Origin of the sequence: Hydrogenophaga taeniospiralis (genome assembly GCF_020510445.1) — a bacterium.
Lineage (GTDB): Bacteria > Pseudomonadota > Gammaproteobacteria > Burkholderiales > Burkholderiaceae_C > Hydrogenophaga.
In genome coordinates this window covers 1,261,725-1,276,042 of sequence record NZ_JAHBAG010000001.1, presented here as the reverse complement: position 1 = coordinate 1,276,042, position 14,318 = coordinate 1,261,725, and the positions used below count along the sequence as shown (strand labels likewise).

Here is a 14,318-nt window from a genome sequence, read left to right as displayed (position 1 = left end):
TTCAAGCGGCCTGACAGATGTCAGCCCATTTTTCGACCGACAGGTCGCCTTGGCAGGTCTGCAGCACCACCACACTCGGTTCAGCTGCACGCAGTTGGTAGGCGGTGTTCTTGGGCAGCATGCCTTGGTGACCGCGCTTGAGCTTCATCCAGCCCATCTTCTGGCCCTTGGGCTCGCCCTTGACCAAGACCGCGCCGTTCTTTTCCGTGTCCTGGACCGTCTGTGCCGCGTCGAGCTTGATCAGATGCACTTCAACGTCGGTGTCCATGTTCAAGACGAACTCGTCGTGTGCACAAGTGAACCAGGGGGAAGCGCCTTCAGCACGGATGGCTTCCAGCACGTAAATCTGGTTTTTACCGAAGACCACCTTCTCGTACGGCTTTGACTTTTGTGCAATATCAAAACAATTCGAGAAGACGTAGTGCTTGACATCGTCTGCAATGGGCTCCACGCGGCCCTTCACGAAACTTTTCAGTGAACCAAATTTGGTTTCATATTTGACAGCCATTTTGTCTCCTTGAGTGGTACAGCAAGCGCTGCGAACAGCCGCACTGTATGCCCATCACAAGGACTGAGGTAGCCATCACATACTGATCGAATTGTTCTTATATACAGAACAATAGTCAGGGTAAACCCCTGAACCGGATCACCCTGCCACCAAGGCGTCCGGTATCAAACCTCGTTCGATCAGGTCTGCATCCCAGGGTGGCAGCCGCTTGAACTGGGCGGAGATGTGCTCGATGAACAGCCGCAACTTGTAAGCGTTGCGGGACGTCTCGGCGTAGACGGCACTCAACCAGAAAGACGACAAAAGGTGCTCAGGCAGCACCACTTGCAGAGCCCCTGCCTTGATTGCGTCTGCAGCCACCAAGGTAGGCACACAGACGATACCGGCGTGCTCCATTGCATACTCCCGCAGCAGGTGCACGCTGTTCGTCAAAAGCTTGCCGTTGAGATACAGCGTGATCTCTTGACCCTGGTAGTGAAAGGTCCAGCGATCGCGCGTCGGATAGCGCGAATACAGACCCAGTTTGTGGTCATGAAGGTCCCGCGGATCTTTTGGTGTGCCATGCTTCGCAAGGTATTCAGGCGTTGCACAAAAAACCCGGCGCACAGGAAACAGTGGGCGGGACACCAGCTCGGTCGACATGGCCGGGAAAATTTGCAGCGCGCAGTCAACACCGGCTTTGACCGGATCTACGACCGCATCACTGACATTCAAGTCCAGCCGGATATCCGGATATGTTTCCTGAAACTCGTGAATGAGCGCGGCAAAATGCCCCAGCACCAGCCCGGTGAGCGCATGAACACTCAACGTTCCTGTGGGTGATCCCCGCACATCTCGCATTTGATCAACGAGATCGCTCGCTCGGATGACCAGTTCTGTGCAATCCCTCTGGAATGCCTGCCCCATTTCTGTAAGGCGCACAACCCGGGTGCTGCGATGGAACAGAGGTGCTCCAACGTATTCCTCAAGTTGTTTGATGCGCGTGGTCACCACCGAACGTGCCACGCGCAACTGCCTGGCCGCCTCGGTGAAGTTCTGGGTGTGAGCAACGCGAACAAAGGTCTCAATGTTTTGAAGCCGATCCATGAAGCTAAATCCTCTTGCGCTGTGGTCAAGCGCACCAGCAGGTGAAACCGAGGGGTATGAGATTGCAGCTTGAATGTAAGTGAACCGCCGCTGGTTCCCCGGGGCGGCTTCACAAGCTCAATGCGGCTCTACTGAGAAATAGTCAAAGTACGGGATATCTCGGTGTCCCCACAGCCCTGCGCGCCCACACACCGTGTTCCTGGAACTCGGTGTCGCGGGATATGGTGCCGCCATCAGGGACAGCCCACTGGTTGAAAGTCCAGTCAGTCGAGGGTCAGCGTCGGATATATCTATCGATTCTGACCGCCGCGAGCGATCTCGCTACTCCACCGGCCGCCCGGTTTCGCCCGGCGCGCGCAACTGGGCGGCCCGGGTCGGCCCTGGGAAGAACATGTTGGTGGCCTGCTGATACGCTTGGTACTCCGGGCGCTTTTGCACCGAATAGTGCTCGGCAGGCTTGGCACCCGTGTAGTGCACCAGCGTCGTGTACATGACGCGCGACACGTAGAGGATGCCGATGCCCAGCAGTGCCCACGGCGCCAGCGGGCTGCGGCCGTGGTGATCCAGCCAGGCAGGAATGGCCGCGATGACGAGCGCGTTCCAGACCATCCATTCGGCGAAGTAGTTGGGGTGCCGGCTGTAGCGCCACAGCCCAACGTTGCAGACCTTGCGCGTCTGGTTCTGCCGCTTCATCTCGCGCAGGAACGCCAGCTTCTGCGCGTCCGCCACGCTTTCCGTCGCGAAGGCAGCCACCCACAGCAGCAGTCCCACGACTTCGAGCGGATGGACCTGCTCGCTCCGGTTGGTGGCGATGACGAAGGCCGGGAACGCCAGGAAGGAGATGTTGGCGAAGCCTTGCACCAGCGCCTCCACCTGGATCATCAGGCGGATGTTGGTGATGCCTTTGCGTTCCCAGCGAAGGCGCTGGTACTGGTAGCGCGGGAATTCCTTCTTGAAGTACCCCGCGCGCCACATCTTCAGCGCCCCTATACCCATGCGCAGGCCCATGAACAGGTAGATCAGACCGATGATCACCTTGCGCCAGCCCACGCCTTGCGCGAACGCCAAAACCACCAGGCCGATGAGCGCCAACCCCAGGGGCCAGCCGATGTCCACATAGGACAGGCGCCCCGTCCTCCAGGCGGGGATGCAGACCACCAGCGTGAACAGCACGAGCTGCCCGACGCCGTTGATCCAGCCGAGCTGGGCCATGTCGGGCAGGAAGAACCACAGGAGGGACGCGCCGGCGAAGGGCAGCAGCGAGGCGATGAAGACCATGGGCGTGCGGAAACAGTATGTGGAGGGAATCAGGCCATCTGACGTGATGCGCGGATGGCCACCGGCGTGCCGTTGAAGGCAGCGTTGCCGGTGAGCGGGTCGATGCGGCCACCGTCGGTCAGGCTATTGATGCTGACGCCGGGCAGTCCGGCGGCCGTGCGCATGCCGATGTCGGGGCGATAGTGTCCCCAGCCCTGGGGGATGCTGATCACGCCAGGGGACATGTCGTCATTGACTTCGACCTCGATGTCCACCTGCCCGGTTCGGGAGCGCACGACAACCATCTGCCCGGTGCTGACGCCAAGGCGGCTTGCGTCGGACGAATGCAACTGCACGGTGATCGGGCCCGCGCCCTTGAGCAGCCGACGCGAGTTGTGCGTCCAGGTGTTGTGGTTCCACACCAGGCGCCGGCCGATCAACCGGAAGGGGTAATGCTCGCGTTCGCCCGCATCGGCCTGCAGCGCGGCGCTCAGACGCGGCAGGTCGCCCAGAAACAGGGCGGGCGCTAGCCGGATGTGCCCGTTGAGGGTTCTGACGCGTTCGTGTGCGCACGGCCTGAGTGGGCCGAGATCGAGGCCGTGTGGGTGCTCCGACAGCGTCGACAGGCTCAGGCCCTGATCCTTGTAAGGACCTGATCGCAGCGCGGCATCGAGCAGCATCTCGGGCGTGGTGCCGTCGTCCGCCGTACCGGTCAGGCAGGCGATCAGGCCCTTGAGGATCTGCCAGTCGTGGCGCTGGTTGCCCTGCGGCTGGAACAGCGGCGGCGAGTACTTCGCTGGGTTGCGCACGGCGAAGCTGTTGAAGAACACGTCGAACTGGGCAATTTCTAGCCCGGTCGCGGCGGGCAGGATGATGTCGGCGTGCCGGGTGGTCTCGTTCAGGTAGATGTCCACCGACACCATGAAGTCCAGTTGTGCGAAGGCCGTGTCGAGACGGTCGCCGTTCGGCGCGGACAGCACGGGGTTGCCGGCGATCGTGAACATGGCCCGGATCTGCCCGGAACCTTCGGTCAGGATCTCGTCGGCCAGCGTGGCGACGGGAAACTCGCCGCTGAAGCACGGCAGTTGCCGCACACGCGAGCGCAGCGGAGGGCGTGCGTCCGGGTCGTTGGGCTGGACCCGGGCGAGCAGATCGAAGGCGGGCTGTGGAAACATTGCGCCGCCTTCCCGGTCGAAGTTGCCGGTCACGATGTTCAACACCACCGTCAGCCATTGGCACAGGCCCCCAAAGGACTGTGTCGAGGCACCCATGCGGCTGTAGCACACGGCCGACGGTGCGGTGGCGAACTCGCGCGCCAGGCGCCGGATCCGGTCAGCGGGAAGGCCCACCGCCTCGCAGACCCGCTCCGGCGTGAAGCCTGCGCTCGCGGCCACGATGCCGTCGTAGCCATCGACCATGCCCTTGAGGTGGCCGAAGTCCACCAGGCCCTCCTCGATCACGGTGCGGATCAGCGCGAACAGCAGCAAGGCATCGGCCTCGGGGCGGATGGCGAGGTGCTCGCTGGCGAGCTTCGCTGTTTCGGTCCGGCGCGGATCGATCACCACCACCTTGCCGCCGCGCTTTTGTATGGCCTTGATGCGTCCGGGCATGCCCGCGCCGCTCATCATGCTGCCGTTAGAGACGACGGGATTGCCGCCGATGATCAGCATGAAGTCCGTGCGGTCGATGTCGGGCACCGGAATGGCCATGCTCGCGCCGAACATGTAGTTGGCGGCGACGTGGTGCGGCAACTGATCGGCCGAGGCAGAGCTGTAGCGATTCCTGCTCCCCAGTGCCTTCTGGAACCGCGGCAGGAAGACGGCGTTGCCCAGGTTGTGCGCGTTGGGGTTGCCCAAGTAGACGCCCACGCTGTCGGCGCCATGCTGCGCCTGGATGGCGCGCACCCGCTGCCCAATCTCCGCGAAGGCTTCGTCCCAGCTGATCTCGCGCCAGCCGCTGCCTGCTTTGCGCAGCGGTGTGCGGATGCGGTCGGGATCGGTGTGAAAGTCCTGCAGTGCCACAGCCTTGGGGCAGATGTGGCCATGGCTGAACGGGTCCTGCTTGTCGGGTTTGATCGACAGGATGGCGCCGCCCTGGTAGCTGATCTCCAGGCCGCACATGGCCTCGCAGATGTTGCAGGTTCTGAAATGGGTCTGGATTTCGAACATGTTCGGCATCAACTCCAGTCAGGTTCATATCCCACCCGGGAGGGTTGAATGAGGGTGATGGGCGTGGCCAGCGACAGAGTGAGCCAGAAACGCGAGGGATCGGTGTGCATACATGTCTCCTGTGGCAGCGCCTCTGCCGCTGCCCTTTCCAAACCAGTCACGACCTCACGGCCGCAACTGAACACCCATGCGCGAACGACCGGCTCCGGCGGGTCGCCGAACGACTGACACTGCGGTTCGCGCGGTGCCTCTCGCTGGCACAATCAAAAATCCGCTCCATCCATGGTTGCGCTCCAGCTCGGTGCCGGTTCATTGGGCGAGAACCCTTCCGGGCCAAAAAGACGAAGGACTGACTTTGTGACCAAGCATAGCGAAGGCAAGCAAAGAAGGCGTTCGGATTTGGTCGCAGGAGTTGCAGAGTCGAACAGCGCACCAGCGCAGCCGCGCAAACGACCGCGGCAACGACGCTCTCGCTTCACGGTTTTGGCCATCTACGACGCATTTGTTCGGATTTGGTCTCGCGACGGCCCTGCGGCGGCGACGATGCGCAACGTTGCGCTCGAGTCGGGCTTCGCCATTGGTACGTTGTACGAATACTTTCCCAACGTCGACGCACTGCTCATTGGCTATGCGCGCCACCTCGCCGACACGGCGCTGGCGAAATTGGATACGGAACTCGAACGCACCGAGGGCAACTGGAGGGAGCGGCTGCACCGCTTCATCTGCGCGTGCTGTGACTTTCAGGCCGCCGGCTACTGCGACGATCAACTGCTCCAACTTGAGTCCTCGCTCGCACGACGCGGCGACTACACCCGCTTCTTTGCGAGACTGGAGCGACGCTGGATGGCGCTGTTCGATAGTTGGGATGGACCACGACCCGAGCGTGCCCAGGTAGCCGCCATCGCACTCTCTGTCTGGGGCGCGCGATATTTCCGGCAGCGCTTGGGGGAGGTCCGAACCCTGGACAGCTGGGTCGATCAACTTTGTCTTCAGTGCGAGATTGCCCTTCAAGACGGCTGAACCGTCCCGGGGCGGTTCACTCCGCCACCTACAGTCGTTGCCACACGGTACAAGCCCGAATCAATTTTGTCGATCTGGGCTGCTGCCGGTTCCGTTGACACCGACCTAAGCTTTTTGAGCTTCCTCGAACTGTACGGGACTGACATACCCGAGCGTCGAGTGACGCCGCGTCGGGTTGTAGAACCGCTCGATGTAGTCGAACACGTCGGCCCGGGCCTGCGTGCGGTACACCTTTCGGGCCGTCCGCTCGGTCTTCATTGAGCTGAAGAAGCTCTCCATCACCGAGTTGTCCCAGACCTCGCGGCCCTGTGACCCTGTCCCAGGATTTCGAACCGTTCAGTTACAGAGAGGCCCGGCATGATGAACGCCCCAAGTGGGCAGGTCACATCGGCGGAAGTTCAAGTATGAAAGAAAGTGGCCAGGACGACGACGACGGCACCATCTAAATCGCCGGGTACCTCCAGTGTGATGAGTTAAGAAGTTAGTCGTTGCAGGAGTGTCATTCGAGCGGATTCGTACTCGACTTCCTCCATCGGATTCACCGGATAGCGATTCCCGCACTCGGTTTCTAGGAAGTAGGTTTTCTTGAAACCATCTTGCTTGCCTGTCGGCATCTCAGAGGCCCAGATGGCGGAGATCTGCTCCAAGACCCAGCCGTTGGACTGACTGAGGTCCTCAGGTATCAAAGCGGATACCCCTTTGACCTTTTGTGACTTCGCACCTGAGTTGAACAAGTTGAGTACGTCTTCAACGTCGGCGATCAAGACCGTGGAGGTGATGCTGGCTTCAGCGTCTACTTGCTGTGCGTCCTCAAGCTGGATTTGCACCCTCACGATGTACCACGGCCGGTTGAACTCCAACTCTACCGCTCGCCAGTAGTTCAACCCATCTGGACAGAACCTGCTCAACAGCTCTTGCCTGTTTGTCGTGTCAGTGATGAACATGTGTGAGTGCGAGAAATGAATCCTATAGATTGTAGTCTTATAGGGCTCAGAATGAAGTAATCGAAGGATGCCCTCGGCTCCTTCGACAAACAATCAGTTCTCAAAAGCACTCAGGCTTGCCCGGTCTGCCACTGGCAGGACGCAGGAAGACTTCGCAGTGGTGTCAAGCCGCACTTATGTCAGCTCTTTAGAGCGCGGGATGAAGAGTCCTACGCTGCAAAAAGTAGATGAGCTCGCGCACGCCTTGGACCTTCACCCTTTGACATTGCTTACCCTGGCGTACACAAGTGCCTCTCCGGAATTTTCCGAACTTGTCCAAGCAAGGGTGAGAAGCGAGCTGAAGTCCATCCATACACACGAGACAGAGATCGCGGGTAAACGTCGAGATCAGGCGTAGCTATCAATATGTAGTGTCGTATATCGTGAGCTTGTTATACGACGTTATATTTTGGTAGAAATCGCTATGCAAGCCAGCGACGATGCTCGGAGCAAGCCAACCCCATGTGGGTTGAGACTTATTTCGATGCGCAGGCGAGAGAACCTCCGCCGTGAACAATCTCTCCCGAGAGGCGGTCCAATGCCATCACTTCGCGCCCCTGCTCTGGTCCCGAGGAGGCTTTGGAAGTGGCGCATTGAGCATCGCCATCGTTGTCCCGTGACGCTCGGCATTGATTGCCCAGGTGACGAACTGCTCGTGTAGCAATTGGTTCTCGGTTTCAAGACGCCCAACCTTGGCCCTGTAGCGCGCAACCTGCTCCAAGGCCGCCCTAACCTGTTCGTCTCGTGGTTGGCTGGGCTCTGCTTTCCAAGTGACCTGGCCGGTCTCGGCCGCGGCCGACTGCGCAGCGTGGCTGCGCGAGGTGTTGCGATGCTCCGTATCGACGCGCTGTGGCTGTGCACGAAGCCAGTGGACATGCGCGCTGGCGCCGAGCGACTGCTCGCGAATGTGGTCCACGCCCTGGGCAGCGCCAACGCCCATCACGGCTATATGTTTGCCAATGCGCGGGCCACGCGCATCAAGATGATCGTGCATGACGGCTTCGGCGTGTGGTGCGCTGCGAGACGATTGAACGTCGGGCGCTTCGTGTGGCCACGCGAGATCGATGCGACCAAGCCGATCGCGCTGACGCAAGCGCAGTTCGATGCGCTGGTGGTCGGGCTGCCCTGGCAGCGCCTGCCCGAGATGAGCACGATCACGCGGCTCTGACGCTGAGCCAGCGGCGGGTGCGTTGACAGCGCATGCCCGAGTGGCGACTGGTCGCCAGTATCGGCATGATTCGCACATGCACGAGTTGCACTTTCTCAAGGACGAAGACCTGCAAGCTCTGACGCCCGAGGCCGTCGCCGCGCTCGCGCAGCAGAAGCTTCAACGCTTGCGCCAGCAAGACAGCGAGATCAGGTCAAGGACGCCAAGATCGAGAACATCACCTTGCAGCTCGCGCGGCTGAAGGCATGGAGGTTCCCCGCAGGGTGCCTTGCGCACGCCAGACGCAAGTTCGACGAGCTATTGCGCGAAGGGGGCAAGAGCGCGGTCGCGGATGAGGCGTTGCAACGCATCGCGCGATCTACCGGCTCGAGCGTGAGCTGGCCGTCTTGACGACCCAAGAGCGACTCGCCAGAAGGCACCTGGACGCCCGGCCGCTGTGGGAGACACTGCATGCCTGGCTGTGCCTGGAGCGAAGCCGAGTGCCTGACTGCAGCTCAACGGCCAAGGCATTGAACTACAGCCTGAACGCCTGGACAGCACTGACGCAAAACCTGCTCGATGGCAATGTGAACGTCGACAACAACCATTGCGAAAACCAAATCCGCCCGTGGGCTCTTGGCAGGAAAGCATGGTTGTTCGCCGGCAGTGAACTGGCCGGTCAACGTGCTGCGGTCGTGATGAGTCTGGTGCAGTCGGCCAAGTTGCATGGCCACGATCCGTGGGCCTGCCTCAAGGACGTGCTCACGCGGCTGCCGACACATCTGAACAGCCGCATCGACGAACTGCTTCCGCACATCTGGCAGTCCGCGGGCTGATCAGCAACAGCGCATACCGGGCTTCGCTAACTGCCGTCAAGGTGGGATAGCACCCCACGAATTGCCATGTTGCGGAAATCATCGTCCGTCTTCGACGCCGCCCATGTCGTGAACTTGAGAACGTTCTCTTCGGCGATCTGTTGGCCGCTTGCCATTACTTGACTCCTTTGGAGTGATCCCGCTCTGGCTTCGGCAGCGTGGCATTCAACATGTCAAGCGTGACGCCCTTGCGTTCGGCATTGATCGCCCACGTCACGAACTGCTCAACCAGCAAGTCGTTCTCGACCTGCAATCGATCCGCCCTCGCTTGGAGTCGCTCAATTTGCTTCAAGGCGGCCCGAAGCCGCTCATCCTTTGGCTCGCCGCGGGTTCGAGGTACCGCACCCCGGAGGCTTTCCTTCCGGAAGGAGAACGCGTTTGCAATTTCCGGATAGTCGGCGAAGGTAAATCGGGAATACCAGTGCCCGGTCAATCGATGTACAGCCTCGAGCAGCAGGTCCCAAGTAAGCTTTCCTGTCCATCCGTCCAACGTATCGAGGACCTGCTGCAGGACCTCCTGTGTCAGGTCTGGTGCTCGGCTCTTCTTCATGCCAACGCCTTGTGCCGCGACCTGCGGACGAACTTGATTGGCTGGACGTTGTCCTTGGTGATGAGGGGAGCGTTGTCTACATCAAGACGAACGCGGGCGCCAGAGGGCACGTTCGGGTCCTCGAAAATTGCGAGCAACGCATTCACCCGCTCAAGAGTCTTCGTGTGGTGCGCGACCCAGGTGTCGGCCCCGTAGTCTCTTGCGCCAAGCGCTTGCCTGGCCTTGCCAAGGAAGTACTCGGTCTGCGTCTTCAATGCACGGAGGTTCGCTTCCTTATGCGAGTCACCCTTGATGCACTCATGCTCCTGGCAGTTCATGCAGTCCCGGGCCATCGGGCAGGGCTCGCTGGCGAAATTGTGCTCGCACCAACCGTACTTGGTTGTGTGGCCGGCGCGAATGCCAAGGCCAATGAACTCGTCCCGGGGGATGATGCGCCGCTCAACTTGGACTGGCTCAAGTTCGGCGGTGAAGCCGCTCCTCAAAGCATCCGCAATGGGTGCCTGAACTTCCTCTGAGGTCATGTGGTCGTAAGACCGGTTCTGCTTCTGGTCCTTGCGCCCCGAGAAAAGCGCGATCTCCGCACTACTCAGCCCGCCGGTCTGAGCGAGCATGTTGAGGTAGTGCCGCAAGGCGTGGCTCTTGAGCTTGATGGAAGACCCGTCATCCTCGGTGTACTGAAACCGGTCAAAGATGGACGCTCTGCCTTCCCGAGCGCCATAAGGGTTGGTGATCGTCTGGTAGTCCACCGTGGTGAACATGCACAGATAGGTTCCCCTGGCCGAGTGCAATTCATTGACGCGCATGACGGCCATCGCGTCCTCGCATTTGAGGTTCGCGTCGCCAGGCATGTACGGAAATGTGCCTGGGAGCATTGCAAGCAACTTCTGCTCCATGTCGGCAAACAGATACTCGCTATCTCCATGCGGCGTCAGGTCGTGCGTCTTTTTGGCCCAGGCCTTCGCCGCGTCCACCGCGAACTCGTCTCCCCACAGAATGAGCGCGATGTCCGAGTGCGACAGCATGCGTCGGTTGCGTAGGTGTTGCGCCCCGGCATGGAGATAGATGGCATTCGGGTTCTTTGTGTACCACCGGGCCAACTCGTTAGCTGGCTCGGTGACACGCAGGAGGTTGCTGACGGCCTCCTGGGCTACAGGCCCCATCGCCGTTGGCAGCCACTTCGTGGTGTTCTCGAATCCCTTCGAGCCCGCCCATCGGATCCCAAGCTTGCCCATGAACTCTCCGTCGCCCTCTACGATGCATTTGCGTCGAAGACGAACGACCTCATTGATGCGTTCGGGCGCGCAAATCATCAAGGCGGTGTTGCTGGAGATCAGGACATCCGGGACCTCGACCGCCTTAAGGAAAATGCCGGCCAGCGCTTGCAATGCTGCCCTCGACGGAAGCTTTTCCTGGCGCGCCTTCAGCGCTTCCACGGAGATTCGCGTTCCGCCTTCGGTAGGCCTCTTCCTTCCGTGTTTCCAGACTTGGCGAAGGTGGATGAACGCCTTGTCGTTCATGAAGGTGGCAATGGCTTCAATCTGGCCCGCCGTTCGGTACGCAACGGCTGCCGACGTTTGCGCATAGGCCAACTCCACCGCCGCGTCGAGCACATCTGGATTCACGGCAGTTGGCCGAGACGCCTTGTTCAACTGACGCAGAGCGGCCTCGATGCTACGGAGCGCTGCGATTCGGGGGGCTTGGGATTCAACGGGACGCTTGTCCTGCAGATAAATCGTGGTTGCCTTGGCGAAGTCCAAGAACGGGGCCGGCATGCTCGGCTCGGGTTTCGCCTCCGCCGACGCCTCCAGCGTGCTGAAGATGGCTCGGTGAACTTTGTTCTGCCCTTTAAGGTAACCGATGTCCCATGCGTTCGACTCGAACTGGGTGCTGGCCCCCAGGACATCGGAAGCTCTGCACAAGTCCACAAACGCACTCAGGTTGGCCGCAGCATCTAACTCCGCGCGTGGGACGAAGTTGAGCACGGGGATGGGCTTGATCATGCCGTAGCCTCTTCCGCTGCAGTTCGCTGTTGGCGAACCTCCGCGCACATCGCAATGACCTCTTCCACAGCTTGAATGGCCTCGTCGTTGATAGCGGCCATACGTGGGTCAGCTGCGAACTCTTCTCGCTCCTTCAGCAGGTGCTCCCGCACCTCCTCGTGGGGGGCATCTAGGAAGGGCTCGAACCGGAAGCAGGTGTAGCAGGCCACCGGCTTGTTGAACGCGCAGCCCTTGCCACATTGATTGCATCCGCCCAACGTCTCATCAGAGACACGAAAGTCGATGATGCGGCTGCCGGGTGCGCCTTTCTGTGTCGAGCTCGCTTCGTCTTCCACCAGCTGACCCTGAAACGCCCGAGCAAGGGAGATGAGCATGGGGCCCATGGCCTTGTCGATGTTCTCGATCACTTTGGGCGACGCCGAGAAGTACACGTCGACGTTCTGAAGGTCGGCATGGCCCAACCGATTGGCAATGACCACCATGCTCGCCCCTTCCTCTGCAAGGCGGGTTCCGAAGGTGTATCGGAAGCGCTGAGGTGCCACCGGAAGCGGGGCGTAGTTCAGGCGAGGTGTCGGCGGAGCCACTTCACTGACCTCCTCCCGGAAGCGGCGCGACAACGTGGTCGGGTCACAGTGACCGAAAAACAAGTCGCCAGCCGCACGCAGTTCCTTTGTTGCCCCTCGACGCATGATCAAGTCCTCTGGGAAGAGCGCCGCGTCGTTGGCGTACCCGGCGTTGCGAAGCCCTGCGCAGTAGTCCGAAAGCAGTTGGCTCGTCTGCGGACTGATGTCGAATTCGAGAAAGCGAACTCGGGCATGCTCCTCTCGTGTCTTGACCTGCGGCAACCGCAGCACAAACGTGTCCGGGTCGAAATCGAGGGCTTTGAGCGACGCATACTGCGAAATGCGGCCACCGCAGGCGAGCAAAAGCCGGCAAAGAATCAGAGTCCAGAGCGGCAGGTCGCCGCGCCCGTACGCGGCATTGACCGCGGAGTACAGAGCGATGACCTCTCCTTCGCTGAGAGGACCAGTTTCGGGGTCGCGGGTGGCAACCGCTTCCCCCTTGGTATTTCCGGGCTTCCGACGCTCGGCAAGATGGCTTGCGCATTCGCCACGCATTCCGGGGAGGTTCAGCGCCACCCACTTCTGGATGAGTCCGTTGAGAGTGCCGACTCTCCAGGCCTCAGTAGGGCGAAGTCTTGCTGAGAAATTTGAAAAGTCCGCCGCAGCGAAGTCTCGATCCGGGCAGGGGCCGGTCAGCTCAACGAAGTACCGGAATGAGGACTCAAGGTTGACGACGTGCGCCGATGAACTCGATTTGAAGAACGGGATAAGGGCATGTTTCAACGAGAGGACATGGCGTTCAAAGCCCCCCGAGTAGCGCGAGAAGTCGATGCGCCGCTTGAACGGGCCATCAGTCCAAACCCAAATGTCAGCGCTCGGGTCCAAGCCAGCGCCTGATTTTGAGACGATGCGATCGGGCAGGAGTACCGCAAGCGCCGTCGAGGCGCGGAGGTTATTGGTCAGGGACATCTAGTTTTTCTTGTAGCTTCAGAGACAGTTCGCGCCCCTTGCGGGCTGCGTATCTACGGGTATAGGTCGCAGCTGACTTGGAGTTGTCTGCCCACCCTTGTTGTTCATTGCGTGCTCTCTCTTCAGCGACCTCGCTCAACGCCATGGCCTCGGCCTGCTCAGAAAACCTGTCGTTCCAGGTGTGGCGCATAACATGGCTCGATAGGTCAATCTCGATTCCGCGGCACGCACCGCGGATGTCGGCGAATATCCGGTCGACGGACTTGTAGCCGAGCTCTGGCCCATCCTCACTGACGATGAGATAGCCATGCGTTCGAGCCACTCTAATCTCGTCCCGCAGCGCAATGTGCTCCCACACTGCCTTCATAATTGAAGGTCGAAGTTCGACGGTCCGCTCGCGGGTCTTCGGGGTTGGCTGAATCAAGCGACGGTCTCCCGCCTCGTGAGGCCGCCGAACGATGTTCACCAAAGGCTTGCGCTGCTGTAGATCGCTGATGCGGATGTTCAGGAGCTCGCCCCGTCGCATTCCAGTGGCCAACAACAGAACCACAATCAGCCAGTTGCGGTGCCTAACGAAGCCCCGCTTCCATGGGTTCTGCGGCGAGTCGGGGTGCACAGTCGCTAGCAGGCGTTGTTGGTCTTCCTCCGACATTCCTTCGCGAGCGCCAAGCTTTCCGCCTACAGGGACTTCCGGAACCTGAGCCCGGAGGACGCTCAGCACCTGCTTCGAATCTTCCTCGAGTTGGACCTTCAAGGGTCTAGGCAGGGTCGCCGCCACGTAGCCGACAAGGAAGTCGAAGTACGCAAAGATGTAGCGGAGCCGTGTTGCGTGGTTCGCAACCCCGACAGCCTGGCGGTCAACGTGAACCGCTTTGCGTCGCATTCGGACGCGATGCAGATCGACAACCTGACTCTTAACGCCCTTCGTCGAATCGTCCTCGCTTTGGTCGTCGAGCCGGTACTGAGCTGTGTCGACCAAGCGATAGATCTCCGGCGCGGTCAAGAACTGTCCCTGCCGAAGACGGCCCATGAGGTCAATCTTTGACGAATGCAGCCACCGATAAAGAAGAGCCAAGGTCGTGCAGACCACGTGAATGGTGTTGGCTGCACGCCCCCGCGTCCTAAATCTCGCGAGGAAGAGGGTCGCCTCATGGACAGGAAGGCCCCCAACTCGGCCAAGGATTGAGTGCCG

The 14,318-nt window shown here is 60.4% G+C and carries 13 protein-coding genes and 1 pseudogene; 4 read left to right on the top strand and 10 right to left on the bottom strand.

Annotation, left to right across the window (positions count from 1 at the left end; all coding sequences use genetic code 11):
* Nucleotide 1: 1 nt before the first annotated feature.
* The 4 genes from KIH07_RS06270 to KIH07_RS06255 all read right to left on the bottom strand — a co-directional run bounded on the left by KIH07_RS06270 (nucleotide 2) and on the right by KIH07_RS06255 (nucleotide 5,019).
* Nucleotides 2-508 (bottom strand): hydroxyquinol 1,2-dioxygenase, encoded by a 507-nt coding sequence (locus KIH07_RS06270; protein WP_226491147.1) that lies wholly within the window; start codon nucleotides 506-508, stop codon nucleotides 2-4.
* A gap of 138 nt (nucleotides 509-646) precedes the next feature.
* Nucleotides 647-1,594, bottom strand: a complete 948-nt coding sequence (locus tag KIH07_RS06265) for a LysR family transcriptional regulator (protein WP_226491146.1) — start codon at nucleotides 1,592-1,594, stop codon at nucleotides 647-649.
* A gap of 321 nt (nucleotides 1,595-1,915) precedes the next feature.
* Nucleotides 1,916-2,872, bottom strand: a complete 957-nt coding sequence (locus tag KIH07_RS06260) for a DUF1295 domain-containing protein (protein ID WP_226491145.1) — start codon at nucleotides 2,870-2,872, stop codon at nucleotides 1,916-1,918.
* Between the two features lie 29 nt (nucleotides 2,873-2,901).
* Entirely contained in the window at nucleotides 2,902-5,019 is a 2,118-nt protein-coding gene (locus KIH07_RS06255) for a molybdopterin-dependent oxidoreductase (RefSeq protein WP_226491144.1), read from the bottom strand.
* Nucleotides 5,020-5,376: 357 nt separating this feature from the next.
* On the opposite strand from KIH07_RS06255, the gene KIH07_RS06250 reads away from it, so the two are divergent.
* Nucleotides 5,377-6,039, top strand: coding sequence for a TetR/AcrR family transcriptional regulator (locus tag KIH07_RS06250; RefSeq protein WP_226491143.1), 663 nt, complete (start codon nucleotides 5,377-5,379; stop codon nucleotides 6,037-6,039).
* Nucleotides 6,040-6,144: 105 nt separating this feature from the next.
* On the opposite strand, the pseudogene KIH07_RS06245 reads toward KIH07_RS06250, so the two are convergent.
* A pseudogene (locus KIH07_RS06245) lies at nucleotides 6,145-6,351 on the bottom strand (IS3 family transposase); the annotation flags it as partial.
* 161 nt (nucleotides 6,352-6,512) lie between these two features.
* A complete protein-coding gene (locus KIH07_RS06240; RefSeq protein WP_226491142.1) occupies nucleotides 6,513-6,983 on the bottom strand; it encodes a hypothetical protein in 471 nt (156 codons plus the stop codon).
* Between the two features lie 67 nt (nucleotides 6,984-7,050).
* On the opposite strand from KIH07_RS06240, the gene KIH07_RS06235 reads away from it, so the two are divergent.
* The 3 genes from KIH07_RS06235 (at nucleotide 7,051) to KIH07_RS06225 (ending at nucleotide 9,005) form a co-directional block, all read left to right on the top strand.
* Complete coding sequence (locus KIH07_RS06235; RefSeq protein WP_226491141.1) at nucleotides 7,051-7,380, top strand: helix-turn-helix domain-containing protein; 330 nt, start codon at nucleotides 7,051-7,053, stop codon at nucleotides 7,378-7,380.
* Between the two features lie 471 nt (nucleotides 7,381-7,851).
* Entirely contained in the window at nucleotides 7,852-8,190 is a 339-nt protein-coding gene (tnpB, locus tag KIH07_RS06230) for an IS66 family insertion sequence element accessory protein TnpB (protein WP_226491140.1), read from the top strand.
* A gap of 386 nt (nucleotides 8,191-8,576) precedes the next feature.
* Nucleotides 8,577-9,005: an IS66 family transposase gene (locus KIH07_RS06225; RefSeq protein WP_264181805.1), complete on the top strand. Its 429-nt coding sequence runs from the start codon at nucleotides 8,577-8,579 to the stop codon at nucleotides 9,003-9,005.
* A gap of 154 nt (nucleotides 9,006-9,159) precedes the next feature.
* Here the strand turns inward: KIH07_RS06225 and KIH07_RS06220 are convergent, their stop codons facing one another.
* Genes KIH07_RS06220 through KIH07_RS06205 form a run of 4 tightly spaced genes read right to left on the bottom strand, consistent with a single transcriptional unit; the run spans nucleotide 9,160 to nucleotide 14,156 of the window.
* On the bottom strand, nucleotides 9,160-9,594 hold the full coding sequence (locus KIH07_RS06220) for a hypothetical protein (RefSeq protein ID WP_226491139.1): 435 nt from the start codon (nucleotides 9,592-9,594) through the stop codon (nucleotides 9,160-9,162).
* The gene (locus KIH07_RS06215) at nucleotides 9,591-11,594 is read right to left on the bottom strand and encodes an integrase (RefSeq protein ID WP_226491138.1); all 2,004 of its coding nucleotides are present in this window, start codon (nucleotides 11,592-11,594) and stop codon (nucleotides 9,591-9,593) included. Before KIH07_RS06215 ends, KIH07_RS06220 begins: the two co-directional genes overlap by 4 nt.
* Nucleotides 11,591-13,126 (bottom strand): site-specific integrase, encoded by a 1,536-nt coding sequence (locus KIH07_RS06210; protein WP_226491137.1) that lies wholly within the window; start codon nucleotides 13,124-13,126, stop codon nucleotides 11,591-11,593. The genes KIH07_RS06215 and KIH07_RS06210 overlap by 4 nt, the downstream gene beginning before the upstream one ends.
* A complete protein-coding gene (locus tag KIH07_RS06205) occupies nucleotides 13,110-14,156 on the bottom strand; it encodes a tyrosine-type recombinase/integrase (protein ID WP_226491136.1) in 1,047 nt (348 codons plus the stop codon). Before KIH07_RS06205 ends, KIH07_RS06210 begins: the two co-directional genes overlap by 17 nt.
* Nucleotides 14,157-14,318 lie beyond the last annotated feature (162 nt).

Coding starts and splice junctions, on each gene's coding strand:
- KIH07_RS06270 (WP_226491147.1), bottom strand. CDS start 508: ATGGCTGTCAAATATGAAACCAAATTTGGTTCACTGAAAAGTTTCGTG.
- KIH07_RS06265 (WP_226491146.1), bottom strand. CDS start 1,594: ATGGATCGGCTTCAAAACATTGAGACCTTTGTTCGCGTTGCTCACACC.
- KIH07_RS06260 (WP_226491145.1), bottom strand. CDS start 2,872: ATGGTCTTCATCGCCTCGCTGCTGCCCTTCGCCGGCGCGTCCCTCCTG.
- KIH07_RS06255 (WP_226491144.1), bottom strand. CDS start 5,019: ATGTTCGAAATCCAGACCCATTTCAGAACCTGCAACATCTGCGAGGCC.
- KIH07_RS06240 (WP_226491142.1), bottom strand. CDS start 6,983: ATGTTCATCACTGACACGACAAACAGGCAAGAGCTGTTGAGCAGGTTC.
- KIH07_RS06235 (WP_226491141.1), top strand. CDS start 7,051: ATGCCCTCGGCTCCTTCGACAAACAATCAGTTCTCAAAAGCACTCAGG.
- tnpB (WP_226491140.1), top strand. CDS start 7,852: ATGCTCCGTATCGACGCGCTGTGGCTGTGCACGAAGCCAGTGGACATG.
- KIH07_RS06220 (WP_226491139.1), bottom strand. CDS start 9,594: ATGAAGAAGAGCCGAGCACCAGACCTGACACAGGAGGTCCTGCAGCAG.
- KIH07_RS06215 (WP_226491138.1), bottom strand. CDS start 11,594: ATGATCAAGCCCATCCCCGTGCTCAACTTCGTCCCACGCGCGGAGTTA.
- KIH07_RS06210 (WP_226491137.1), bottom strand. CDS start 13,126: ATGTCCCTGACCAATAACCTCCGCGCCTCGACGGCGCTTGCGGTACTC.
- KIH07_RS06205 (WP_226491136.1), bottom strand. CDS start 14,156: ATGGGCCGTCTTCGGCAGGGACAGTTCTTGACCGCGCCGGAGATCTAT.